Origin of the sequence: Burkholderia anthina, assembly GCF_902498995.1 — a bacterium.
GTDB classification, from domain to species: Bacteria; Pseudomonadota; Gammaproteobacteria; order Burkholderiales; family Burkholderiaceae; genus Burkholderia; species Burkholderia anthina.
Genome location: NZ_CABVLY010000004.1, coordinates 178,094 through 201,976, shown reverse-complemented (window position 1 = coordinate 201,976; position 23,883 = coordinate 178,094). Strand labels below are relative to the sequence as shown.

20 protein-coding genes are annotated in these 23,883 nt (G+C 68.2%); 4 read left to right on the top strand and 16 right to left on the bottom strand.

The annotated features are described in order from the left end of the window. Positions 1 to 31 precede the first annotated feature (31 nt). Positions 32 to 619 (top strand): LysR substrate-binding domain-containing protein, encoded by a 588-nt coding sequence (locus BME24068_RS08040; RefSeq protein WP_174925712.1) that lies wholly within the window; start codon positions 32 to 34, stop codon positions 617 to 619. 74 nt (positions 620 to 693) lie between these two features. Here BME24068_RS08040 and BME24068_RS08035 read toward each other — a convergent pair whose 3' ends face one another. The 5 genes from BME24068_RS08035 to BME24068_RS08015 form a co-directional block, all read right to left on the bottom strand. After that, entirely contained in the window at positions 694 to 1,038 is a 345-nt protein-coding gene (locus BME24068_RS08035) for a DUF3088 domain-containing protein (RefSeq protein ID WP_096504816.1), read from the bottom strand. Between the two features lie 165 nt (positions 1,039 to 1,203). Continuing rightward, positions 1,204 to 2,925 carry an ABC transporter ATP-binding protein gene (locus BME24068_RS08030; protein WP_174925711.1) on the bottom strand — a complete coding sequence of 574 codons (1,722 nt, stop codon included), beginning with the start codon at positions 2,923 to 2,925 and terminating at the stop codon, positions 1,204 to 1,206. A 9-nt stretch (positions 2,926 to 2,934) separates the two neighbouring features. Next, a complete protein-coding gene (locus tag BME24068_RS08025) occupies positions 2,935 to 3,903 on the bottom strand; it encodes an ABC transporter permease (protein ID WP_096504486.1) in 969 nt (322 codons plus the stop codon). Positions 3,904 to 3,940: 37 nt separating this feature from the next. Then, positions 3,941 to 4,921, bottom strand: a complete 981-nt coding sequence (locus tag BME24068_RS08020; RefSeq protein ID WP_174925710.1) for an ABC transporter permease — start codon at positions 4,919 to 4,921, stop codon at positions 3,941 to 3,943. A gap of 18 nt (positions 4,922 to 4,939) precedes the next feature. After that, entirely contained in the window at positions 4,940 to 6,544 is a 1,605-nt protein-coding gene (locus tag BME24068_RS08015) for an ABC transporter substrate-binding protein (protein WP_174925709.1), read from the bottom strand. Positions 6,545 to 6,832: 288 nt separating this feature from the next. On the opposite strand from BME24068_RS08015, the gene BME24068_RS08010 reads away from it, so the two are divergent. Together BME24068_RS08010 and BME24068_RS08005 are read left to right on the top strand one after the other, a co-directional pair. Continuing rightward, positions 6,833 to 8,449: an ABC transporter substrate-binding protein gene (locus tag BME24068_RS08010; RefSeq protein WP_174925708.1), complete on the top strand. Its 1,617-nt coding sequence runs from the start codon at positions 6,833 to 6,835 to the stop codon at positions 8,447 to 8,449. A gap of 185 nt (positions 8,450 to 8,634) precedes the next feature. Next, positions 8,635 to 9,837, top strand: a complete 1,203-nt coding sequence (locus BME24068_RS08005) for an LLM class flavin-dependent oxidoreductase (protein ID WP_420887527.1) — start codon at positions 8,635 to 8,637, stop codon at positions 9,835 to 9,837. A gap of 172 nt (positions 9,838 to 10,009) precedes the next feature. Here the strand turns inward: BME24068_RS08005 and BME24068_RS08000 are convergent, their stop codons facing one another. The 6 genes from BME24068_RS08000 to BME24068_RS07975 form a co-directional block, all read right to left on the bottom strand. Continuing rightward, a complete protein-coding gene (locus tag BME24068_RS08000) occupies positions 10,010 to 11,227 on the bottom strand; it encodes an acyl-CoA dehydrogenase family protein (RefSeq protein ID WP_174925707.1) in 1,218 nt (405 codons plus the stop codon). 221 nt (positions 11,228 to 11,448) lie between these two features. Continuing rightward, entirely contained in the window at positions 11,449 to 12,471 is a 1,023-nt protein-coding gene (locus BME24068_RS07995; protein ID WP_096504498.1) for an aldo/keto reductase, read from the bottom strand. Between the two features lie 117 nt (positions 12,472 to 12,588). Continuing rightward, positions 12,589 to 12,891, bottom strand: coding sequence for a LysR substrate-binding domain-containing protein (locus BME24068_RS07990; protein ID WP_174925706.1), 303 nt, complete (start codon positions 12,889 to 12,891; stop codon positions 12,589 to 12,591). Positions 12,892 to 12,899: 8 nt separating this feature from the next. Continuing rightward, a complete protein-coding gene (locus tag BME24068_RS07985) occupies positions 12,900 to 14,024 on the bottom strand; it encodes a porin (protein WP_239007702.1) in 1,125 nt (374 codons plus the stop codon). An 84-nt stretch (positions 14,025 to 14,108) separates the two neighbouring features. Beyond that, complete coding sequence (locus BME24068_RS07980) at positions 14,109 to 15,509, bottom strand: APC family permease (RefSeq protein ID WP_239007701.1); 1,401 nt, start codon at positions 15,507 to 15,509, stop codon at positions 14,109 to 14,111. 76 nt (positions 15,510 to 15,585) lie between these two features. Continuing rightward, positions 15,586 to 17,139, bottom strand: a complete 1,554-nt coding sequence (locus BME24068_RS07975) for a carboxylesterase/lipase family protein (RefSeq protein ID WP_174925703.1) — start codon at positions 17,137 to 17,139, stop codon at positions 15,586 to 15,588. 170 nt (positions 17,140 to 17,309) lie between these two features. Here BME24068_RS07975 and BME24068_RS07970 point away from each other — a divergent pair, with 170 nt between their 5' ends. Further along, positions 17,310 to 17,861 carry a TetR/AcrR family transcriptional regulator gene (locus BME24068_RS07970; RefSeq protein WP_096504506.1) on the top strand — a complete coding sequence of 184 codons (552 nt, stop codon included), beginning with the start codon at positions 17,310 to 17,312 and terminating at the stop codon, positions 17,859 to 17,861. Between the two features lie 169 nt (positions 17,862 to 18,030). Here BME24068_RS07970 and BME24068_RS07965 read toward each other — a convergent pair whose 3' ends face one another. The 5 genes from BME24068_RS07965 to BME24068_RS07945 all read right to left on the bottom strand — a co-directional run bounded on the left by BME24068_RS07965 (position 18,031) and on the right by BME24068_RS07945 (position 23,755). Further along, positions 18,031 to 18,897, bottom strand: coding sequence for an IclR family transcriptional regulator (locus BME24068_RS07965; RefSeq protein WP_096504508.1), 867 nt, complete (start codon positions 18,895 to 18,897; stop codon positions 18,031 to 18,033). A gap of 109 nt (positions 18,898 to 19,006) precedes the next feature. Then, the gene (locus BME24068_RS07960; RefSeq protein WP_096504510.1) at positions 19,007 to 20,413 is read right to left on the bottom strand and encodes an MFS transporter; all 1,407 of its coding nucleotides are present in this window, start codon (positions 20,411 to 20,413) and stop codon (positions 19,007 to 19,009) included. A gap of 115 nt (positions 20,414 to 20,528) precedes the next feature. Beyond that, positions 20,529 to 21,362 carry a sugar phosphate isomerase/epimerase family protein gene (locus tag BME24068_RS07955; RefSeq protein WP_174925702.1) on the bottom strand — a complete coding sequence of 278 codons (834 nt, stop codon included), beginning with the start codon at positions 21,360 to 21,362 and terminating at the stop codon, positions 20,529 to 20,531. Positions 21,363 to 21,401: 39 nt separating this feature from the next. Next, positions 21,402 to 22,013, bottom strand: coding sequence for an NIPSNAP family protein (locus BME24068_RS07950; RefSeq protein WP_096504514.1), 612 nt, complete (start codon positions 22,011 to 22,013; stop codon positions 21,402 to 21,404). After that, positions 22,010 to 23,755, bottom strand: a complete 1,746-nt coding sequence (locus tag BME24068_RS07945) for an FAD-dependent oxidoreductase (RefSeq protein WP_174925701.1) — start codon at positions 23,753 to 23,755, stop codon at positions 22,010 to 22,012. Before BME24068_RS07945 ends, BME24068_RS07950 begins: the two co-directional genes overlap by 4 nt. Positions 23,756 to 23,883 lie beyond the last annotated feature (128 nt).

Here is a 23,883-nt window from a genome sequence, read left to right as displayed (position 1 = left end):
CTACTGCGTATCCATCGTGCCGTAAGATGAGGTGGGGATCAGCCATCACATCGTCGGCCCCGACCTGCCGCTGCTGCTGGGCCACGTGCATCGCGCGGATCCGGGGCTGCTGGTGGAACTGCGGGTCTCGAGCTCGCGCGACGTGGAGGCCGATTTCGATCGCGGCGAGCTCGATGCGGCATTCGTGCTGCGCCACGACGACAGCCGGCGCGACGGCGATACGCTGCAGGCCGAACCGTTCGGATGGATGGCTGCGCCCGGCTGGACGCAGCGGGACGGCGAGCCGCTGCGGCTCGCGACGCAGGCCGCGCCGTGCCGCATACGGGCAATGGCGGTCAGCGCGCTGCAGGCCGCCGGCGTGCCGTGGGTCGAGGTATTCGTCGGTGGCGGGATCGGCACGATCGCGGCCGCCGTGCAGGCGGGGCTGGCAGTCGCGCCGCTCGCGTGCCGCGTCGCGCCGCCGGGTACCGAGGATGTCGGTCCGCGGCTCGGGCTGCCGCCGCTGCCGACCCGCGACATCGTGCTGTATTCGGCGACCACCGACGCACAGGTGCGCGCGGCGCTGCGCACGCTCGTCAGCGCGTTCCGCTCGGCGCCTGCTCACGCGGTCACGGCCTGAGCGGCCGGCACGCCACGACCGTCAACCCTGGCCGCCCGACGTACCGCATCGGCCGGCCACGGCATCCGGTTTCGTCAATGCACCTTCGGAAAACCGTGGCGCTCGGCCAGTAGCTCGACGATGCGACGCGCATCGTTGACGAAGCGGACGTCGCCGAGCGTCCCGGCATCGTCCGGTGCCGGCTGGTCGCTGCCGAGCACGAGCACCGGCAGCCCCTGATGGGCGTCGTCGAGTGCGTCGATCACCGCGTGGCGCGGTCGCTCGAACCCGACGCGCCTCACGTCGACGCGCGCGGCGCGTGCCGGATCGCTCGCGAGCAACCCTTCGATCGACAGCCCGTGCGGGCAGACGAAGCGCTCGCCCGGATACTTCGGATCACTGAAGCCCGGCTCCAGCAGAAACAATACGTCTCGACTCATCGCAATCAACTCCCAGGTGGGTTCGGGGCGCCGCGTCCGGACTCGCTGCGCATCGTCCGTTCACGGCCCGCGCCGGCCGGCGGCCGGATTCGCGACTCTATGCGCGGCGCCGGCACCTGCCAACCAACGAATGCTTCGATCGATATGCGAGCGCGCGGCCCCGCTTCAGGCCACGCGCGCGTCGCGGCTGCTCCCCGGTATCGCGTCGAGCAGCGTCCGTGTGTACGGATGCCGGGGCGCGCGCCAGAGCTCGAGATGATCGCCGCTCTCGACGATTCGTCCGCGCTGCATCACGTGCACGCGATCCGCGATGTAGCGGACGACCGACAGGTCGTGCGAAATGAACAGGAACGCGAGACCGAGCTGCGCCTTCAGGTCGACCAGCAGGTTCAGGATCTGAGCCTGGATCGACACGTCGAGCGCCGACACCGGCTCGTCGCAGATCAGCAGCGACGGTTCGAGCACCAGCGCCCGCGCAATCGCGATCCGCTGCCGCTGCCCGCCCGAGAATTCGTGCGGAAACCGGCCGAGCGCGGTCGACGGCAGGCGCACGCGCTCCAGTATCGTCCGCACCCGCGAACGGCGCGCCGCGGCGTCCGTCACGCCGTTGACGGCAAGCGTCGTATCGAGAATCTGCTCGACCGTGCGGCGCGGATTGAGCGATGCATACGGATCCTGGAACACCATTTGGACCTGCCGCCGCAACGGGCGCAGCGCGCGCTCGTCGAGCGGCACGAGATCCGTGCCGTTCAGCCGGATCTCGCCTTGCGCAACCGGCGCGACGCGTAGGATCGCTCGCGACAGCGTCGATTTTCCGCAGCCCGACTCGCCGACGAGGCCGACCGATTCGCCGCGCGCGATGTCGAACGAGACGTCGTCCACCGCGCGCAGCGGCGTCCTGGACTGCCGCTGTGCATAGTCGACGCTCAGGTTGCGTACCGCCAGCAACGGCGGCGGATCGTTCGCGGCCGGCGTGCGCGTGGCCGAAACCGCAGGCACCGGCGACACGTACGGCGTCGTGCGCGCCGCGCGCGGCACGACGGTGAAACCGCCCTCCGCATCGCTTGCGCCGTGGCGGATTTCCGGCAGCGTCCAGCCGCGATAGTGCAGATCGTCCGCGAGATTCAGCGACGCGCCGAGCAGCCCGCGCGTGTACGCATGGCGCGGCCGCGCGAACAACTCCGCCGCCGGCGCCTCTTCCACCTTGCGGCCGGCCAGCATCACCGCGACGCGGTCCGCGTGATCGGCGACGACGCCGAGATCGTGGGTAATCAGCAGCAACGACATCGACAGTTCGCGCCGCAGCGTATCCAGCAGCGCGAGGATGTGCGACTGGATCGTCACGTCGAGCGCGGTCGTTGGCTCGTCGGCGATCAGCAGGCGCGGGCGGCAGGCGACGGCGATCGCGATCATCACGCGCTGGCGCTGCCCGCCGGACAGCTCGTGCGGATAGTCGAACACGCGGCGCTGCGGCTCCGGCAGCCGCACCAGGTCGAGCAGTTCGACGGCCCGCGCGTGCGCGGCGCGGCGCGACAGCGGCGCGTGCTGGCGCAACGTCTCGACGATCTGCGCGCCGATCGGCAGCACCGGATTGAGCGACGTCATCGGCTCCTGGAAGATCATCGAGATCTGCCGTCCGCGCAGGTCGCGCATCCGGGCGGGCTTCAGCGCGAGCAGATCCTGCCCGTCGAACCGGATGCTGCCCGTCACCCGGCCCGGCTCGGGCACGAGGCGCATCAGCGACAGCGCGGTGGCGGATTTGCCGCAGCCGGATTCGCCGACGAGCGCAAGCGTCTCGCCGGCTGCGATGTCGAAGCTCACGCCCCGCACCGCGTCGTGCGCGCCGAATCCGACGCACAGGTCGCGTACTTCAAGCAGCGTGGCCATCGTCGCTCCTCAGTGGCGGTGCCGCAGCCGCGGGTTCAGCGCATCGTTGAGCCCGTCGCCGAGCAGATTGAGCGCGAGCACGGCGACGACGATCGCGGCGCCCGGGATCGCGGTCAGATACCACGCGGTGCGCAGCGAGTCGCGGCCGAAGCCGATCATCGCGCCCCAGCTCACCACGTTCGGATCGCCCATGCCGAGGAACGACAGCGACGATTCGATCAGGATCGCGCTCGCGACCATCACCGACGCCGTGACGATCACGGGCGGCAGCGCATTCGGCAGGATCTCGCCGACGATGATGCGCGCGTCGCCGAAGCCTTGCGTCCGCGCGGCGATCACGAAGTCCGCGCGCCGCAGGGTGCGGAACTCGGCCCGCACGATCCGCGCGACGGTCGGCCACGACGCGATGCCGATCGCGAGCGCGATCACGACGACGTCCGGCCGGCCGATCGCGACGATCACGATCACGAGCAGAAACGACGGCACGGTCTGGAACAGCTCGGTCACGCGCACCAGGACGTTGTCCACGATCCCGCCGAAGTAGCCGCCGATCGCGCCGACCAGCGTCCCGATCGCCAGGCCGATCGCGGCCGACGCCGCGCCGATCAGCAACGACACGCGCGTGCCGTGCGCAATGCCGGCCGCGACGTCGCGGCCCAGCGAGTCGGTGCCGAGCCAGTATTGCGGATCGGCGCCCGGCCATTCGAACGGCGTCGCGACCATGTCGAGCGGATCGCCCGGAAACAGCGTCGGCGCGGCGATCGCGAGCACGACGAACGCCGCCAGCAGCACGAGCCCCGCGCACGCCGACGGATTGCGCAGCAACAGCCGCCATGCGCCCGGCCGCGCCGGGCCGGCCACGGGCGCGCCTGCCCCACGGCGGCCGAACAGCGCGCCGGCGAGCTGGCGCCGCCACGGCGAACCGGGCGCCCCGGCGTGAGCGGCGGCGGAATCGAAATTCGACGAATCGGTACGCATTGCACTCCTCTGCGCGAGAACAACGACGGAAAATGCCTTACTCGACCCGCGGGTCGAGCCATGCCTGCAACAGGTCCACCAGCGCGTTCGCGACGATCACCAGCATCGACGACAGCAGCAGCACGCCGAGCAGCACGCTGAAATCGCGCGCGAGCACCGCATCGAGCGCGAGCCGGCCGAGCCCCGGCCAGCTGAAGACGGTTTCGGTGACGGCCGCGCCGCCGAGCAGCGTGCCGAAATGCATGCCGACGACGGTGGTCAGCGGCACGAGCGCATTGCGCAGCACGTGGCCGACGGTGACGCGCCACGGATGCAGCCCCTTGGCGTGCGCCGTGCGCACGAAATCCTGCCGCTGCACTTCGAGCATCGCCGCGCGGGTGAGCCGCGCATAGATCGCGACGAAGAAGGTCGACAGCGTCAGCGCCGGCAGCAACACGTGCCGGGCGACGTCGGCCAGATACGCCACGCCGCCCGCATGCGCGCCGATCGTCACGTTGCCGCCGCTCGGCAGCCAGCCGAGGCGCACCGAGAACAGCACGATCGCGAGCAGGCCGATCCAGAAGCCGGGCGTCGAATAGAACAGCAACGCGAACACGGACAGCACGCGGTCCGGCCATTTGCCGGCCCAGTGCGCCATCACGGCCCCCAGCGCGACGCCGACGACGAGCGCGAACGACAGCGCGACGCCCATCAACAGCAGCGTGTTCGACAGGCGCGACAGGATCAGCTGCATCACCGGCATGTCGTAGCGCGGCGAATAGCCGAGGCTGAAATGCGACAGATTCGCGAGGTACGCGGCGAGCTGGTGGAAGACGGGCTGATCCAGCCCGAACTTCGCGCGCAGCAGGGTCATCGTCTCGGCCGTCGCGGAGCCGGCCTCGCCGGCGATCACGTCGGCCGCGTCGCCCGGCATCAGCTTCAGCAGGAAGAAATTGACGATCACAATGCCGACCACGGTCGGCACGGCCTGCCACGCGGTGCGGCGCACGATCGTGTGCCAGCGTGCGCGTCGATTCATCGGGGGCGCTCCTCTTGGTCAGGCGCTCAGGTACACGTCGGCGAGATTGCCTTCGAGCCCCTGGGCCGTCACCGTGTGGTCGTGCACGCGGCGATTCGCGAGCGTCACCATGCGCGGTGCGATCAGGTTCAGGATCGGCAGGTCGCGGCTGACCGCTTCCTGAAACTGCCGGTACAGCACGACGCGGCGGCGTTCGTCGATTTCGACGGAGGCCGCTTCGAGCAGACGGTCGACGTCCGGATTGCTGTAGTGCGGCGCGTTCGAGAACGGCACGCCGGGCCGGATGTTCTTCGACCAGTACAGCCGCTGCACGCCGACGCTCGGATCGAACAGCGTGTTCACGCCGATGCTCGTGAAGTCGAACTGGCGATCGGTGTACACGCGCTTCAGGAACGACGGCAGATCCTGCGAGCGGACCGTCACGTCGATCCCGATGCGCGCCAGCGCGGATTTGACGTAGTCGGCCTGCCGGCGATACAGGTCGCCGTACGGCAGGTAGTCGTGGGTCAGCGCGAAGCGCGTGCCGCCCGGGCCGCGCGGGTAGCCCGCCGCGTCGAGCAGCTTCCCGGCCGCGGCGGGATCGAACGGAACCGGCGCGAGTTGCGCGTCGTGATACGGCGAGGCAGGCGTGATCGGCGTGGTGGACACGTCCGCGTAACCGTAGGCCACGGTCTTCTGCACGACCTGCACGTTGATCGCATGCGCGATCGCCTGGCGCACGCGCCGATCCTTCAGGATCGGGTGATCGAGATTGAAGTCGATTTCGGACTGCGGCGCGAGGAAGCGGTAGCCGCGCGTCTCGACGGCGAGGTGCGGCAACTGCGTCAGGCGCGCGAGGTCGGTCAGCGGAACGGGATTCTCGCCGCCGAGGTCGAGCGCGCCCGTCTCGAAGGCCGCGGAGCGTGCGGCGGGATCCGGGATCACCCGGTACACGAGCGCGTCGATGTACGGCTTGCCGGCGTCCCAGTAGTCCGGGTTGCGTTCGTAGACGATGCTCGCGCCGCGCGTCCATGACCGGAAGCGGAACGGGCCGGTGCCCACCGGCGCGTGATTGTGCGGATTGGACAGCGGGTCGCCCGACTCGTACAGGTGCTTCGCGACGATCGGCGACTCGCCGGCCGACAACGCGCGGATCAGGAACGGCGCCGGCTTCGACAACTCGACGACGACGGTGGCCGGATCGGGCGCCAGCACCTTCGTCACGTTCGCGAACGTGCTGCGCCCGCGCGGATGCACCTGCTTGAGCAGGCCGATCGAAAACGCGACGTCGGCCGACGTGAACGGCCGGCCGTCATGCCACTTGACGCCGCGCCGCAACGTGAAGCGGTATTGCAGCCCATCCGGGCTGACCTGCCACGCGGTCGCGAGCTGCGGTTTCGGCTGCAGGTCGAAGTCGTACGCGAGCAGGCCGTCGTGCACCTTCGAGCTTGCGGCGAGCGTCGGCCCGGTCGTCTGGAACAGCGACACCAGCACCGGCGGTTCGGGATTGATCAGCACGTTCAGCGTACCGCCGCGCGCCCGCGCGCCGCCGGGGGCCTGCGTCGCGGCGACCGACGGCAGGGCCGGGCCCGCGAGTGCGGCGCCGGATGCAATGAGAAACTCGCGACGGGTCAGACGTGCCATTCGATAACGTTCCGGTTGCCGGGATCATGTGAAGCCTGTGCGCGTCGAACACGGCAGGCGGACGAAAAATCCTAGCAACCGGATCCCGACGAGCGAACCAATCGTTGCAGCTATCGTTATGACGCCCGGGCGCGGTGACAGGCTCGCTCCGCCGCGGACGCACCGCTTCCGGCGCCCGCGCGGCACCCTGCCCATGCGTGCTATCCATAGCAAAAATGCTTGGTTCGGCGGCCGCCGCGAACGACGCACCATGTGGCCACCCTTCACTCGCCCCTACCGCTATCGCCCATGGCACGTCATGATCGCCGCCGCTTCGTCGCGCTGACCGGCTCGCTAATCGCCGCCGCTCCGTTTTCGTTCACCGTGCCCCATGCACGGGCGGCCGGCGCGCCGCCCCGTCGCGGTGGCGCGCTCACGCTCCTTGTCGAGCCGGAACCGCCGACGCTGCTTTCGATCGCGAACACGGCGGGCTCGACGCTGAAGACCAGCGCCAAGACGAACGAAGGGCTGCTCGCATACGGCTTCGATCTGCAGCCGAAGCCGCAGCTCGCGACCGCGTGGCAGGTCAGCCCGGATGGGCTGCAATACCGCTTCACGCTGCGCCGCGGCGTCAAGTGGCATGACGGCCGACCGTTCACGTCGGCCGACGTCGCGTTCTCGATCGGCTTGCTGAAGGGCGCGCATCCGCGCGGCCGCGGCACGTTCGCGAACGTCGCCGAATTGCGCACGCCGGACGACTGGACCGTCGTGGTCGTGCTGTCGAAGCCGTCGCCGTATCTGTTGCGCGCGTTCGACGCCGCCGAATCGCCGATCGTGCCGAAGCATCTGTACAAGGACGCGACCGCGCAGAACGTCGCGTCGCACCCGAACAACCAGGCGCCGGTCGGCACCGGCCCGTTCCGCTTCAAGGAGTGGGTGCGCGGCTCGCACGTCGTGTACGAACGCAATCCGGACTACTGGGATGCGGGCAAGCCGTACATCGACACGCTGATCGTCAAGTTCATCCCCGATTCCGCCGCCCGCGCGGTCGCATTCGAGTCGGGCGCGGTCGATCTCGGCGGCGAGAGCCCGGTGCCGCTGTCGGAACTCGCGCGGTTGCGCGCGAACCCGACGCTCGAGCTGGAAACGCGCGGCTACGAATACTCGATCACGCAGACGCGGATCGAGTTCAACCTCGACCATCCGGTGCTCGGCAAGCCGCCGGTGCGTCAGGCGATCGCGCATGCGCTCGATCGCAAGGTGATCCGCAACACGATCTGGTACGGCTACGCGGTCGACTCGCCGACGCCGATCGCGCCCGGCTCGCCGTTCCACGACCCGCGCCCGTCGCCGTATCCGTTCGATCCGCGGCGCGCGGAAGCGCTGCTCGACGCGGCGGGCTACCCGCGCGGCACCAACGGCAAGCGCTTCGCGCTCACGCACGATTTCCTGCCGTACGGCGACGGATTCCGGCGCGTCGCCGATTACGTGAAATCCGCGCTGGCGCGCGTCGGGATCGACGTGACGATCCGCGCGCAGGATTTTCCGACCTATATCCGCCGCGTATATACGGATCGCGCGTTCGATTTCACGAACAATTCGATGGGCAATTTCTTCGATCCGACCGCGGGCGTGCAGCGGCTGTACTGGTCGAAGAATTTCAAGCGTGGCGTGCCGTTCTCGAACGGCTCGCACTATGCGAACCCGGAAGTCGACCGGCTGCTGGAGGCCGCCGCCGTCGAGCCGGATGCCGCAAAGCGGGTCGAGCTGTTCCAGCGCTTCCAGCGCATCGTCGAAGACGAGCTGCCGGATATCAACCTCGTCGCGCTCAGGCAGGTGACGATCGCGAATCGCCGCGTGCGCGACCACACGACGACCGCCACCGGGTTGAACGGCACGCTCGCGGACGTCTGGCTCGCCGCATGAGCCGCGCGCCCGGCTCGCTCAATTGAAAATCAGAATTCGTTCTTTGGCGATTCGATGCTTCGCATGCTTAACTTTTCGGGCGCGCAAGCGCAGCACTTCGCGTTGCGCGCGGCACCGTCGCGGCAGCGCCGCTTTCGCCGTTCGAACGATCGCGCATGCCGCGCGACGCACCGCACAGGACACCCATCGTGAGCGACACCCCACTGGCCGAGCGCAGCGTCGCGCCGGCCGCCCCGTCTTCCTTCGTCGACGTCCGTTCGCCGGCCGCCTACCCTGACAGCCCCGTGTCGCGCGCGTTCGCGCAGCCGCTGATGCTCGGGCTGTTCCTGCCGATCCAGGCCGGCGGCTGGAGCGCGTCGACGCTGCCGCGCGGCACCGACTGGTCGTTCGACTACAACGCCGCACTCGTCGAGAAGGCCGAGGCGCTCGGCTTCGACCTCGTGTTCGCGCTGTCGCAGTGGCTGCCGAAGGGCGGATACGGCGGCGTGTTCGACGGGCAGGCGCTCGACTCGTTCATGACGCTCGCCGCGCTGACCGCGCGCACCGAGCGCATCATTCTCGCCGCCACGAGCCACGTGCTGTACGGGCCGTGGCATCCGCTGCACTTCGCGAAGTTCACGGCGACGCTCGACCATATTTCGCGCGGACGCTGGGGGATCAACGTCGTGACCGGCCATCGTGCGATCGAGCACGAAATGTTCGGATGGCACCGCATCGAGCACGACCGGCGCTACGATCTCGCCGCCGAATTCCTCGACGCGGTGCAGCAGCTGTGGGCCCAGCCGGAGAACTTCAGCTTCGAGCCGGCGCTGTCGAGCTGGCGCCTGAACCGTGCGTTCGTCACGCCGAAGCCGCGCTACGGCCGCCCGTTGCTGATCAATGCGACCGGCTCCGACGCCGGCATCGCGTTCGCCGCGCGCTATTCGGACGTCGTGTTCATCACGAGCCCGGCCGGGCCGGACATCGATCGCGCGCTGGCCGCGCTGCCCGCTCACGCCGCGCGCGTGAAAGCCGCCGCAGCGGCCCACGGGCGGACGATTCGCACGCTGATCAATCCGCTCGTGATCTGCCGCGAAACGCCGGCCGAAGCGCGCGCATACCGCGACGCGATCGTCGCGCATGCGGACGAAGGCAGTTTCCACCGCTTCGACAGCGACGCGCACGCGTGGCGCGGCGGCTTCGAGGAACGCGCCCAGGCCGCCGCCCGTGCGATCGGCGGCAACATCTCGATCACCGGGTCGCCCGAGGAAGTCGCGGACTACATCGTGCGCCTGCATCGCGCCGGCATCGACGGCGTGCAGTTGAGCTTCTACGACTTCAAGCCCGATCTCGATTTCTTCGGCGAGCGCGTGCTGCCGCTGCTGCGCGAAGCCGGATTGCGGCACTGACGCCGCCACCGCGCACGACACGATACCCGACCGGTGACGCAACGCCGGTAGCCGCGTTGCGTTGCCCTGCCCCGACGCCGCGCGGCATCGCCGTGCGGAAAGGCCGCCACGGCCCGGCGACGTGCATCGCCGGGCACGGGCGCGTGACACGCGGCCGGCGTGGCCGCCGGGATCAGAACACCCGCCCTTCCGTCAGGTGGGTGGTCACGCCGTTCAGCTCGTAGTCGCCGACGACCCGCGCCTTGTGCAGCAGCGGGTTGTGGCTGAAGATCGTCCGCAGGTTGCGCCAGTGGCGATCGAGGTTGTGCACGCGCCCGGTTGCCGATGCGCCGCCGACCTCGAACAGCCGCTCCGCCGCATGCAGCGCGAGTTTGCTGACGACGAGCTGGGTGCGCGCGGTGGCCAGCGCGCCATCGAGCACGAGCGCCTCGGCATCCGGCGCGCCGGCGAGAATCGCGTCCGCCGAACGGTCCAGCACGCGCGCGTTCTCGCGCACCAGCGCGTCGATCGCATGGCTATGCGCGGACAGATCGCCGACCACCTGCTGAATCAGCAGATCCTCGCGCGCGGACGGCGCCGGGCTGTGCAGCGCCGGACGCGCATGCTGCACCACATAGTGGCGCGCATCGGCCACGACGTTGCGGACGATCCCCGCGCCGACCGCGACGAGATGGAGCTGACGCAGCGCACCGGTGTGACGGCCGACGAGCGTCGTGCCGTCGCGGTGCGCGACTTCGTCGGCAAACACCTGCACGTCGTCGAGCAGCAGGCTGCCGCTCGCCGTCATCCGCTGGCCCATCCCGTCCCAGTCGTCGGCGATCTGCAGCCCGTCGCGCCCGACCGGGATGATCGCGGCAACGGAGGTACCCGTCTCGTCCACCACGTTGATGCGCGCGTAATCCGCGAACGCCGTGCCGGTCGAGTAGTACTTGCGGCCGCTCACGCGGTAGTGCTCGCCATCCTTGCGCAGTACCGTCGTGTTCTCGCCCGGACGCGACGTGCCGCGCTCGGTCGATGCGCCGCCGAAGATCGCACCGGCCCGCGCGCGCTCGAGCTGCACGTCGTGGAACGGCGAGCGTGGCGACAGGCGGAGCGTTTCGGTCTGGTCGTAATGGATGCGCAGCGCGTGCGCGAGATTGGAATCCGCGGCGGCGAGCGTGGCGATCACGTCGAACAGGTCGACGAGCGTGCCGTCGAGGCCGCCGTGTTCGACCGGGAGGCGCAGCACGCCGAGCGCGGAGCGTCGAAACAGCTGGAAGCCTTCGAACGGCAGTTCGCGCCGCGCCTCGCGCTGCGCGGCATCCACGCCGATCGCGGCGGCAAGCTCGGGCAACGCGGCGAGCGCGTCGCTCAGGCGGTCGCGCGCATCGAAGACGTGAGGGGCATTCATTCGGGTGTCCTTTGCGAAGGTCGGTTCGCGGCGCGATGGCGCCGCGCATCGCCGGGAAGCGATGGCGGGCACGCGCGCGATGCAGGGAGATCGCTGCCGGCGGTGCGACCGATACGACCGGCGCGGCCGCGCGGGCAATGCGAAAAGTATAAGAACGCACGCCCGGCGCGCGAAACGCCGATTTCAGCTTTTGTCATGCGTTCGCCGGGATAGCCGCGCCGTCAGCGCTGCGCGCCGCCGGTGCGCGGCACGCGGCCGAAGAACGGGTGGCCCGGATCGTTGAAGCCCGGCGTCGACGGATGCCCGGTCGGCACGAGCGCGTCGACGAAGGCCTCGTCGTCGGCGTCGAGCCGGTAATCGAGCGCCGGCAGATAGTCGTCCCATTGCGCCTCGGTGCGCGGCCCGGCGATCGTCGACGTGATGTAGCGGCTGTTCAGCACCCACGCGAGCGCGAACTGGCTGGCCGGCACGCCGCGCGCGTGCGCATGCGCCTGCACGCGCCTCGCGAGCTGGATCGTCTCCGGCCGCCATTCCGTTTCGAGCAGACGCCGGTCGTTACGGCCGGCGCGCGTATCGTCCGACGGCGCCGCACCCGGTTCGTATTTGCCGGTCAGCACGCCGCGCGCGAGCGGGCTGTATGAAATCACGCCCAGCCCGTAGCGATGCGCGGCGGTCAGTTGCTCGGCTTCGGCCTGCCGGTTCGCGATGTTGTAGAGCGGCTGGCTCGCGGCGGGGCCGTCGATGCCGAGCGCCTGCGCGATGTGACTGAACTCCGCGATCCGCCATGCGCGATGGTTCGACAGCCCGTAATAGCGCAGCTTGCCGGCGCGGATCAGGTCGCCCAGCGCGCGCACGGTCTCTTCGACCGGCGTGTCGTGATCCTCGCGATGCAGATACAGCACGTCGATGTAATCGGTGTTCAGGCGCGCCAGGCTGGCTTCGACCGCCTGCACGACATGCTTGCGCGATGCGCCCCGGTCGTTCGGGCCCGCGCCCTGCGGGTTCGCGAACTTGGTCGCGAGCACCCAACTGTCGCGCCGGGACGCGATCGCGCGGCCGACGATCCGCTCGGACTCGCCGTCCGCATAGACGTCGGCGGTATCGATCGAATTCACGCCCTGCTCGAATGCCTTGTCGATGATGCGACGCGCGTCGGCTTCCGACGTCGGGCCGCCGAACATCATCGTGCCGAGCGTGAGTGTGGAGATCTTGATGCCGTTGCGTCCAAGCTGCCGATATTCCATGTTCCTGTTCCGCGGGTAAGTGACGATCGGCGCGCCCGGCAGCCGCCGCGGGCGCGCAAAACCGTCAGCGTAACGCGCGGGTGGCCGTCCGCCTAACGATGAATCGGCATAAGGAATTCAGTGTTTCTGCCGGCCGTGCGGACGGGTGCGCGTGATCGCGCCCGACGTCGGCATCGCGCCGCCCCTCTCGAAGCCGCGGCACTTGGCGTTGATATGCGGTTCGTACCCGGCACGACGGCACAAGCCGGCGATGCAGTCGCCGAATACGCTCGACGTCGAGTCGATGGCCCACGTTTCATGCTTCAGGTCGGCGATGCCGGGCGACGGCTTCCTGCCCAGCGGATGGTTGGCCGCGACGGCGACGTACGGCACCTCCTCGGTCAGTTCGACGACACCGCCGTTTTCCTGTTTGTCGCCCACGACGCCCGTCAGAACGAATGCCGCATCCCGATCCGGACATCCGCCTGCGTTTGCGTCGACGAAGGCGTGAAGCTGTAGCCGATGACCGCGTCGACACCCGACGACGCGCGAAGGTAATCGCCGGAGAGGTAAACATCGGTCCTCGCCGACAGCAAATAGTGCAGCCCGAGCGACGCCTGGTTCCAGTGATGACCTTCGAAGCGCGTATGCTGCACGCCGCCGTAAAGGATCAGCGCCGGCGTGAAGTTGTACCCTGCTCCGCCCTGAAACTCCCGCATGTAGGAAGCCTTGCCGAACGCCTTGATCCCGGTATAGGTGAAGTCCCCGGACAACGTGAGCTTGTCGATCGTATACGCGGCGCCGACGCCGAGCGTCGCCTGGCGGTCGACCGGGAACGGCGTCGAGGCATACAGGTCGGCCGGCGTACCGCCGCCCGACGCGCGTGCCGCAACCGGCTGCCCGAGAAACGTATCTGTGCCGAGCATCGCATACGGATCGAACGCATAGCTCCCCGACGGATTGTTCAGCACCGTATACGCGGCGCCCGCGTTGAAGGCCCCGTGTGTATAGCGCCCACCGACGCTCCATCCGCTTCCCTGATGGAAATTCCCCGCCACGTTGCCGAACGCATACATGCCGCCGAAGGTCAGCCCGTGAATGTCCGGCGACAGGTATTTGACCGCGTTCGTCAGGTGATCGCCCTCCATCCTCGCGAAATCCCCCATGCCGATTGCGTAGCCGCTCCCCCACGACGGGATATCGTACAGATAGACGAACTCGTTGGTCATGTCGGCCTGGTTGCCGAACGTCAACGTTCCCTGCTCGCTTTTCAGCCCGACGAACGCGAGCCGCCCGAATCCGTCTCCGCCGTAGAAGCGCCCCGAGCCCAGACTGAAGCCGGATTCCAGCGTGAATACCGCATGCAGGCCGTTGCCCAGATCTTCGTCGCCCTTGAAGCCAAGCCGATTGAAGTACGAGATGCCGTCGTCGAACTTCACCTGCTTTGCACCGCCGGCATTGCTGACCCACGTGACGCCCGCGTCCACGATCCCGTACAGCGTGACGCTGCTCTGCGCTGCCGCATCGCGTGTCGAAAGCCCGACGGCGGCCACACACGCCAGCCCGCCCGACATCAATATTGAAAACCGCCGACATGCATTGTTCATATGGATACCTAAATTAATGGATCGATATCGTTCCCGGAATCGTCGACCCGGTCAGCCCTCGTTCAGAAATCGCCCGAGCCGCGTATAAACCTCGGGCCGCGCATGCCGCAGCCATGCGGCGAAAACCACGCCCACGCCGGCGACCGCCGGTGTCGTCCACGGCAGTATGGACACGATCGTCGACGACGTACCGGCCATCAGCGACACGTTGCCGATCATCGCGTACAGGAAGTAGCCGAACCCGGCAAAGCTGACCGCCGGAAAGACGGCCCACCGGATGAACGGCGTGTCGCGCTCGCGTCGGGCCGCGAAGAACCGGATCACGGCGAGCGCCGTCAGCGCCTGCACGCACACGATCCCGATGGCGGACGGAATGCTGAGATACGGCGCGATCACCATCACCGGATCGACACGGTAGGCGGCGAACACCACGATCAGGGCGATCATGATCGCGGACTGCATGTTCGCGGCCCGGATCGGCAGCCCTTTCCTCGCGCTCAGCTGCCCGAGCGACTTGAACGCGATGCCGTCGCGGCCGAGCGAATACCAGTAACGCACGGTCGCGTTGTTGAAGCTGATGATCGCCGCCAGCATGCTGGTGATCAGCAATGCATTGGTCACCACCACCATCTGCTTGCCGAGCACCCGCTCCGTCACGGCGAACCACAGATCCGCGGGCGACTTGACCGCGAGGGCGACGACCTCGGCATAGCCGAATGCGTTGGACATCTGCACCGTCGACACCACGTAGATCGCCATGATGACCGCGACGCTCACATAGGTCGCGATCGGAACCGAGCGGCCCGGGTTCCGGACATCGTTCGCGTAGATCACCGTCGTCTCGAAGCCCATGTAGGCCACCACCACGAACACCAGCGACGTGCCGAACTTCCCGGTGAAGACGTTCGCCGGATGAAGCGGCGCGAGGCTGAAGTGCTCGACGCCGCCGCCGGTGGCCGCCACCTTGATGTTGAACGCGACGATCAGCCCGATCTCGACGATCATCAGCAGGAACAGCACGGCGCCGTTGAACTGCACGTTGTTGATCGCGAACACGTGGACCACGGCCGCCGCGCACAGCGTGCTGAGCCACCACGGCACGGCGATGCCGGTCAGGCTGCTGATGAAGTAGCTGATGTAGAAGCCGAGCAGCGCATAGCACGCGAGCGTGATCACGAAATAGGACGCCACGGCCATGAACGCGGCGCCCACGCCCGCGGGCCGGCCGAGACCTTGCCCGACGTATGCGTACAGCGCGCCGGCATTGCGGACGTGACGGCTCATCGCGGTGAAGCCGACCGAGAAAAGCAGGTAGATCAGTCCGACGCACAGATAGGAACCGGCGATGCCGATGCCGTTGCCGTACGCGACGCCATACGGCACGCATCCGATGAGGCTGGTGAGCGGCCCGTTCGTGGCGAGCACGAAAAATACGATGGCGATCCAGTTCAAAGGCCGTGAAGGCGCCGATGCCGGGGTTGTCGCTGAAGTCTCCATGTGGGTTCCTTGTCGATGAAGGTGAAATGCATCACGAGCTCGCGTGCTCGGCGCGCCATGCGCGCCGGCGCGCGGCATCGGGGTCGTCCTCGATGCGGCAGATCCGGTCGAAGATTCGTGTCGAACGCGACGCCGGCGTGTAGCGCGGCCACGCCATGGCGGCGCGAGCGGACGGATCGCCAAATCGGGCGAAATCGGCCCACGCGCGCCGCATGCGGGCGGCCAGCGCGAATCGTTCGTCGCCCGCGTCGGCCGCATAGCGTGCGTGCGGGAAATCGGCGGGATCCCAGGCCGGCAGCGCGTAATCGAGCGTGCCGAACACGAACGGAATCTCGGCGCCGTGAATCGAGTAACGGCCGCCGCAACACGCGAATTCCCAGTCGAAGCGATACATGAACGTGTCCGCATGGCGGCCGTTGCGTTCCGCCAGCGTCATGGCGGGAATCCAGAACAGGATGTCGGTCAGATCGCGGCCGATCGTACCGGGTGCGTCCGCGTGCGTGCTCTCGGCGGCGGCGGCGGCTTGCGTCGCATCGTCGGGACCGAGGCTGAACGGGCCGAGGCCGCGCTCCAACGCGCGACGGTGATCGCGCCAGTCGAGCGGGCCGTGTTCGAGCAGCCGCGGCTCCAGAAAATACGCCGCCTCGTGCCGCGTCGTACCGATCATCATCGGCACCGCCGTGTGCCGCCCGCCCGACGCATCGATGACGACGCCATCGTCGACCGGCCAGAACGCCGTATAGCCGTATCGTTCGATCAGTTGCCGCGCGGCCGCGAGCATCCGCTCGTCCGGGAGATCGACGAGCGCGCGCGCGTCGGCGCCGAGCAGCGCCAGAAACGCATCGGCCCGCTCGCGCGCCTGCTGCCGCGACAGCGTGACGACGAACGCGCCGCTCTGGATCACGGCCTTGTGGAACAGCCCGCGGGCCGACGACATCATCGTCAGCGCGCAGATCTTGCCGCCGCCGCCCGACTCGCCGAACAGCGTCACGTTGTCCGGGTCGCCGCCGAACGCCGCGATATTCGCCGCGATCCATTCGAGGGCGAGCACGATGTCCTGTTGTCCGAGATTGGCCGTACTCGATGCGCCGTCGTCCCTGTCGTCGAGATACAGGTAGCCGAACGCATTGAGGCGATGGTTGATCGACACGACGACCATCTGCTGTTCGTCGGACAGCATCCGGCCGTCGTACAGCGGCAGGTTCGCGGAACCCGACAGATAGGCGCCGCCATGCAGCCACACCAGCACCGGCAAACGATCGCCCGGCGTCGCGTCGGCGGGCATCCACACGTTCAGGTTGAGACAGTCCGCCGAGTGTGCGCCGTCGAACTGCCAGGCCGGCAAGTCGTCGTTGACCTGCGGACAGGCATCGCCATAGGCGCGGCAATCGCGCATGCCGTCCCACGCCGGCGCCGCAATCGGCGGCCTGAATCGCAACATGCCGTTCGTCGGCAATCCGTAAGGTATGCCAAGGAATCGCAGGCTCTCGCCAATGCGGCTGCCCTGGACCCTCCCCCCCGCAAGCGTCAACACTTCGTCAACGCGCGCAGGGCACGCGTCTACATCCTGAAAGCTGGTTTGCATACTCGTCGTTCCGGCCATGCAGTGGATCACGGCGATTCGCATCGTGCGAATTCGAACTGAACCGTCCAGCCGGTACAGTAGCGAAACCAAAAAAAATCGCAAACGGAATTTGTATAATGCACCGTCCAGCCGGTATGGACGATTTCGGTAGTCGATCCCACAGGAACCCAATGAAAGAGAACATCGATAGCGACATTGGCGAAACCAAGAGAAAAATATTCGAAGCTTCTCGAAAAATTCTCCAGGACAAGGGCATCCTGGGACTTACCCTAGCCGAAGCGGCGGCGGTTGCCGGCGTCAGCAAAGGCGGGCTGCTCTACCATTTCGCGAACAAGTCGGAGCTTCTGGCCGGCCTGTTGCACTTCGAAGCGTCGACGTTCGAGCAGGCCGTCACGGATGCCGCGCTTGCCGACGGACAGCCCGGTGCATGGACGCGTGCGTACATCATCGCCAGTTCCGAGCAGGCGCTGGAGGGGAAAAGCCTGTCGGCCGTGATCGGAAGCCTGTTGCTCGAGCCGAGCCTGCTGCCCGTCTATGCGAGCCATGCTGCGCGCTGGGCGGAATTGCTGGGCCGCGACCAACTGCCGGAGCGGACCGCGCACATCATCCGCTTCGCCGTGGAAGGCCTGTGGTTCGATGAGGTGTGCGGATTGCGTCCGCTCAATCCCGGGCAACGAGCGGCATTCATCGACGAACTGCTCGAGATGACGCGCCCGGCCTGAAGCGGCCGCGGCGCTCAATGGCGGAAGAAATGCGGCGCTAGAGAATCTCGTACCGACGCACCGGTGGCCCGGTACGTCGAACGACCTGCGCATGCGGATGATCGGCGACACGTCGGCCGCGTCGCCCTCTGACGAAACGAGCGTTTCGATACCGCCGTGCGCGTCGTTGCTACTTCGCCGCTCGCTTGCGCGTCGGCGTTTTCGGCGCACTCGCCGGTTCCGGTTCCAGCTTCTCCGGCACGCTGCCCGCGCCCGCATGTTTGAACCAAGGAGAACCGAGCGTGGCCGCGCTCATGTCCGACGCGGCTTCGAGCAGCAACGGCGCGAGTTCCTTGAGCCGGGATTCCGGCAGGCGGCTCGTAGGGCCGGCCAGACTCACGATACCGACCACTTCGCCCGTGACCGGGTTGCGCACCGCCGCGGCAAGCGACGTCATGCCGATCTCGTAAGTCTCGATCGCCACGCCGTAGCCGCGCGCGCGCGCGCCGTTCAGGTCCTTCAGGAACTGCTGGATCGTCTTCGGCGCGCGCGGCACGTTCTGCGCCTTCGCGCTGAGCCCGCCCTGCTTCGACACCAGCTCGATCGCGCGCTCGTCGGGCAGCGTCGCGAGCCAAGCCTGGCCGCTCGCGGTGCAATGCAGCGGCGGCTGGCTGCCCATGTCCGGGTCGTAACGCAGGCCGGATTTCGCACCCTGCGCCTTGCCGACGAACGTGATGTGATCGTCCTCGACCACACCGAGCCGCGCCAGTTCGCCGGACGACTCGGCCAGGCGATCGAGCACCGGCTGGGAAATGTCGAACACCCCGCTCGTCGACAGGTAGATCAGCGCGAGCGACACCAGCTTCAGCGCCAGCATGTACTCGCCGTGCTCTTCGTCCTGACGCACGAACCCTTCGTCGATCAGCATCGACAGCAGACGATGCGTGCCGCTGCGGGGAATGTTCAGCGTATCGGCAATGGTGGCCAACTGCATGCGGCCGCCGTTCTTTGCCAGCAATTCCAGCACTGCGAGCGCACGCTCGAGATTTCCTGCCATGGCGCCTTCTCGTCCGTATGGTGAATGTCAAATAAGAACACAATTCCATACTGGAATTCAAGCGAATTTGCGCGGCGCCGCGACCGCGGCCGCAACGCCGCGCCCGCCGTCAATGGCCGACCGCCCCGCTCACGGCCACGAACGTGCCGCGATGGCGCGCGCCCTTGAGCAGCACCGCCGCGCCGCCCACGGCCGCCGGCACCGCAAGCGCCGCGAAGACCTGGCCGAAGCTCCAGTTCGCATGGAGCATGGCCGCGCCCAGCATCGCACCCGCAATGCCGCCGAAGCGGCCGACGCCGAGCATCCAACTGGTCCCGGTGGCCCGCATTTCGGTCGGATAGGAGCCGGCCGCCAGCGCGCAGAAGCCCGTATTCGACCCGTTCATGCAGTAGCCGATGCCGAACGCCAGCACGCAGATCACCGTGAACGGATGGGCCGACACGCCCATGTACCAGGCCAGCGCGCCGCCGGCGAGCACGGTCGCGCCGAGCGCGGCGTGCGGATTGAAGCGGTCCATCTGCCAGCCGATCAGCAGCGAGCCGACCGTGCCGCCCGCCTGGAACAGCGCGCCGACGATCGCGGCCTCGGCCAGCGAAAACCCGAGCCCGCGGATCAGCGTCGGCAGCCAGTTGCCGAGCAGATACACGGTCAGCAAGCCCGCGAAGTAGCAGATCCACAGCATCACCGTGCCGAACGCATGTTCGCGCGACAGAATCGCGCGGACGGGGCTGCGCGCCTCGCGCACCGGCTCGGCCGACACGAAGCGCGTGCGCGCGTCGGCAACGCCGCGCTGCACGCGGTTCAGCACGCCGATGAGCCGTACGCGGCGCTGCTCCGAGAGCGCGAGATAGCGCGCGGATTCCGGCAGCCATTTGACGAGGATGGGCACGTACGCGATCGGCAGCACGCCGCCGAGCAGCAGAACCGAATGCCAGCCCCACGTTTCGATCAGCCACGCGCTCACGAAGCCGCCGCCTGCCGCACCGAAGGTGAAGCCGCAGAACACGGCCGTCACCATCAGCGCGCGCCGCCGCGGCGGCGCATATTCGGCCATCAGCGTGGCCGCGTTCGGCATCGACGCGCCCAGGCCGATGCCGGTCAGAAAGCGCAGCACCGTCAGCGACACCACGCCGGTCGCAAACGCCGACGCGATGCTCCACACGCCGAAGCACAGCACCGCGCTGACCATCACCGTCTTGCGGCCGAAGCGGTCGGACATCGGGCCGGCCGTGAGCGCGCCGAACGCGAGACCGAGCAGGCCGCCGCTCATCACCGGGCCCAGCGCGTCGCGCGGAATCGACCACGCGCTGGAAATCGACGGCGCGATGAAGCCGATCATCACCGTGTCGAGCCCGTCGAGCATCACGATCAGCATGCACAACAGCAGCACGAGCCACTGGAATGCGCCCACCGGCCGCGTATCGAGAAACTGTTGAACGTCGAGCGAGCGCGCATCTTTCGATTCGCGATCCTGAATGGTCTGCTTCGGCTTGCGGGCCGTCTGCGAGGAAGTCATGCGGATGTCTCCGGAAATGTTGTTCTTGTCGTCGTGTCGAATGCCCGATCCGCGCGCCGGCACGATGCCCGGCGCCGATCGGGCCCGTTGGGCCGCGCAGGCGGCCGACGCGTGCTCAGGCCGGCACGGCCGCCGCGTCGATTACGGCAACGGTGGCTTCGCGCAGGCGGCGCGCCCGCTCGACGGCGGGCGTCGTCTTCGCCCACGCTTCGTTCGGCACCTCGACGCTCACCGGCAAGTGGGCGGGCAGCGCGCGCAGGAGGCCCGCGAGATCGAGCCCGCCTTCGCCCGGCACCATCCGCGCGCAGCGTGCCTGGAACAGCAGCGTGTCGACGTCGGTCGGCCGCTCGGCCGGCGCATCGCAGAACTGCACGTAGCCGAAGTACGCGTGCGGCAACGCCCGCAACGCGTCGAGCGACGAGCCGACACGATCGAAGTGGATCGGGTCGACGATCAGCCCGGTGTTGCGCCGGCCGCACGCGTCGACGATGCGCGCCCCGGCGCCGATGTCCTTCACGTCGGTCCACGGCATCGGCTCCAACGACGGCGACAGGCCGAGCGGCGCGGCCAGGTCGCACAGCCGGCCGAACCGGTCGACGGTGCACGCTTCGTCGGGATCGTTGCCGGCCACGAGGACGTAGCGCGCACCGAGTTCCGCCGCCGTTTCGAGCATCGGCAGGTAATGCGTCACGTCGGTCTCGGGTTTCAGCCGCACGATCTCGACGTCGAGCACGCGCATGCCCGTATCGCGCAGAACCGCGAGCGTTTCGCGCTTGAGCCGCGTATCGCCGACGATCTCGTGGCGCACCTCGGTGTCGGTGGCCGGCAGCAGTCGCAAGCCGACATAGTCGTAGCCCGCGTCGACGGCGCATTGCACCATCTGCGGCGGACTCAGTTCGAGCACGGTCAGCGCCGACAGCGACAGCGCGCGGGGTTGAGGCTGGGTCATATCGTCTCCTTGAGCGTCATGGCGCAACACACGGCAGGTTCAGCGCAACGGCGAGAACGGCGCGGGCACGCAGATCGTCGATTCCATGGTCGTGAGATGGGCCGGGCCGCCCTTCGGCGGCCAGATGCCGTCCTTGACCGCTTCGGCGCGAATGCGCGAACGCTCGTCCACGCTCGCATACGGCCAGATGTTCAGGAACCGCGGCGTGTCGCCGTCGAGCGCATACATCGCGCCGACCAGCGGCGAGCGCCGGGTGCGCGCCGGCACCGCCTGTTCCCACACGTCGATCGTATGCTGCAGGCTGCCGAGCTTCGTGCCGTACACGCGCATCTCGTAGATGCCGCCGTGCACGGCCGGCTCGATCGGCGGCAGGAACGGGAACAGCGCATAGCTGGCCGTCTTCACGTCGATGATGGATTCGCCGCAGCCGAACGGATTGCCTTCGAGCAGCATCCGCTTGCGCTCGGCGACGAGCGCGGCCTCCGATTCGTAGCCGCGCAGCACCAGCACCTGGCCGAGCGTGCCGATGTCCGAGTACCACGCGCCGAGCAGCTTGCCGCCCTGCGGATCGCCGCTGGCCTGAATCCCTTCGAAGACCTGCGCGTTCGCGCCGATCTTCACCGTGAGCGTCACCACGTCATACAGTGTCATTGCATTGTCCTCGAGGATGAATCGATGCCGGCACGCGCGGGTTCGGGCGCGGCGTCGGCGAGAGAAAGGCCGGCGAGATAACCGAACGTCATCGCCGGGCCGAGTGTGATGCCGCCGCTGGGATAGCAGCCACCCATCATGCTGGCCGCATCGTTGCCGACCGCGTAGAGGCCGGCGATCGCCCGGCCGGCGACGTCGAGCGCGCGCGCATCGCGGTCGGTGGCCAGGCCCGCGAACGTGCCGAGGCTGCCGGGCAACAGCTTCACCGCGTAGAACGGCCCCGCGTCGATCGGCGCGAGACACGGGTTCGGCTGCCGGTCGGCATCGCCCTGCACGCGGTTGTACGGCGTCGAGCCCTTGTGAAACGCCGGATCGCTGCCCTGCTTCGCATACTGGTTGTACGCGGATACCGTGTCCGCCAACGCGGCCGCGTCGATGCCGCATTCGCGCGCGAGCGCATCGAGCGTCGCGCCGCGCTTCAGATAGCCCGAGCGCCGGTACGGGCCGGTCGGAAACGGAAACGGCTTGGAGAAGCCGAGCCCGTAGCGCCGCTGAAAGCGATGGTCGCAGACGAGCCACGCGCACACTTCTTCGCCGGCCGGCGTCGTGTCGAGCAGCGCGGAAATGAAGTCGTGATACGACGATGCCTCGTTCACGAAGCGCCTGCCCGCGCGCGTCACCGCGATCACGCCCGGCTTCGCGCGTTCGATCAGGTGCGGAAACGCGACGGCGTCGCCGCCCGGTTGCGGCACCAGCGAAACGGGCGCCCACGCGGCCGGCGCATCGAGCGACCGGTCGAAATGCGCGCCGATCGATTCGCCGAGCCGGATCCCGTCGCCGGTATTGCTGAGCGGCGCCGCCGACCAGTGTTCGCGGCCCGACGGCGTATAGGCGAACGTCTGCGCGCGCCGCGCCGGGTCGTGCGGGAAACCGCCGCAAGCCAGCACGACGCCGCGCGCCGCGCGCACCTCGTGCACGATGCCGTCGATCGCCACGCGCGCGCCGGTCACGCGCGCGTCGTCGCGCAGCAGGCCGATCGCCTTCGCATGCGTGCGCAGGTCGACCCCGCGATCGACGGCCGATTTCAGCAGGCGCGCGACGAGCGCATTGCCGTTGACCAGATGCATCGAGCGCCCGTAGCGCAGCATGTGCCACGCGAACGCGGCCAGCCGGCGGCCGGCATGCAGCGCCGACTTCGGCGAGCGCGTCGCGCGATAGAAATGCGCGAGATCCTGGCCGGACGCGAGCGCCATCCCCTTGAGCGTCGTCACCGACAGCGGCTCGCGCAACCGGTCGATCAGCGGGCCCAGCTCGCGACCGTCGAACGGCATCGCGCAAACCGAGCGCCCGCCCGTGCCAGCGCCCGGCGTGGTGTGGAAGTCGGGAATGCGGTTGCCGTCGACGAAGCGCAGCGCCGTATGCCGCTCGAAGAATTCGATCATCTCCGGGCCGCGTTCGAGCAGCGCATCGGCCTTGGCCGCATCGAACTGCGCGCCCAGCTCGTTCTTCAGATACGCGCGCGGCACCGCGATGTCCTCCCGAATGCCGGCCCGCGTCGCGAGCGGATTGCGCGGGATCCACATCCATCCGCCCGACCACGCGGTCGTGCCGCCGAACACGGCTTCCTTCTCGGCGACGATCACGCGCAAGCCCTGCGCGGCCGCCGTGACCGCCGCCGCGAGGCCGCCCGCGCCGGAGCCCAGCACCAGCACGTCGCAATCGAGTATCGGTTCACGCTTCATGTTCAGTCTTGCCCGTTCAGTGTCTCCAGCGCCGGATGCAACACGATCGCGACGATATGGAATGTTCTTTCGAAGTGGAATACTATTCCATTAAATCGGGTTTAGCAAAGACTTTGTGACGACAGGGA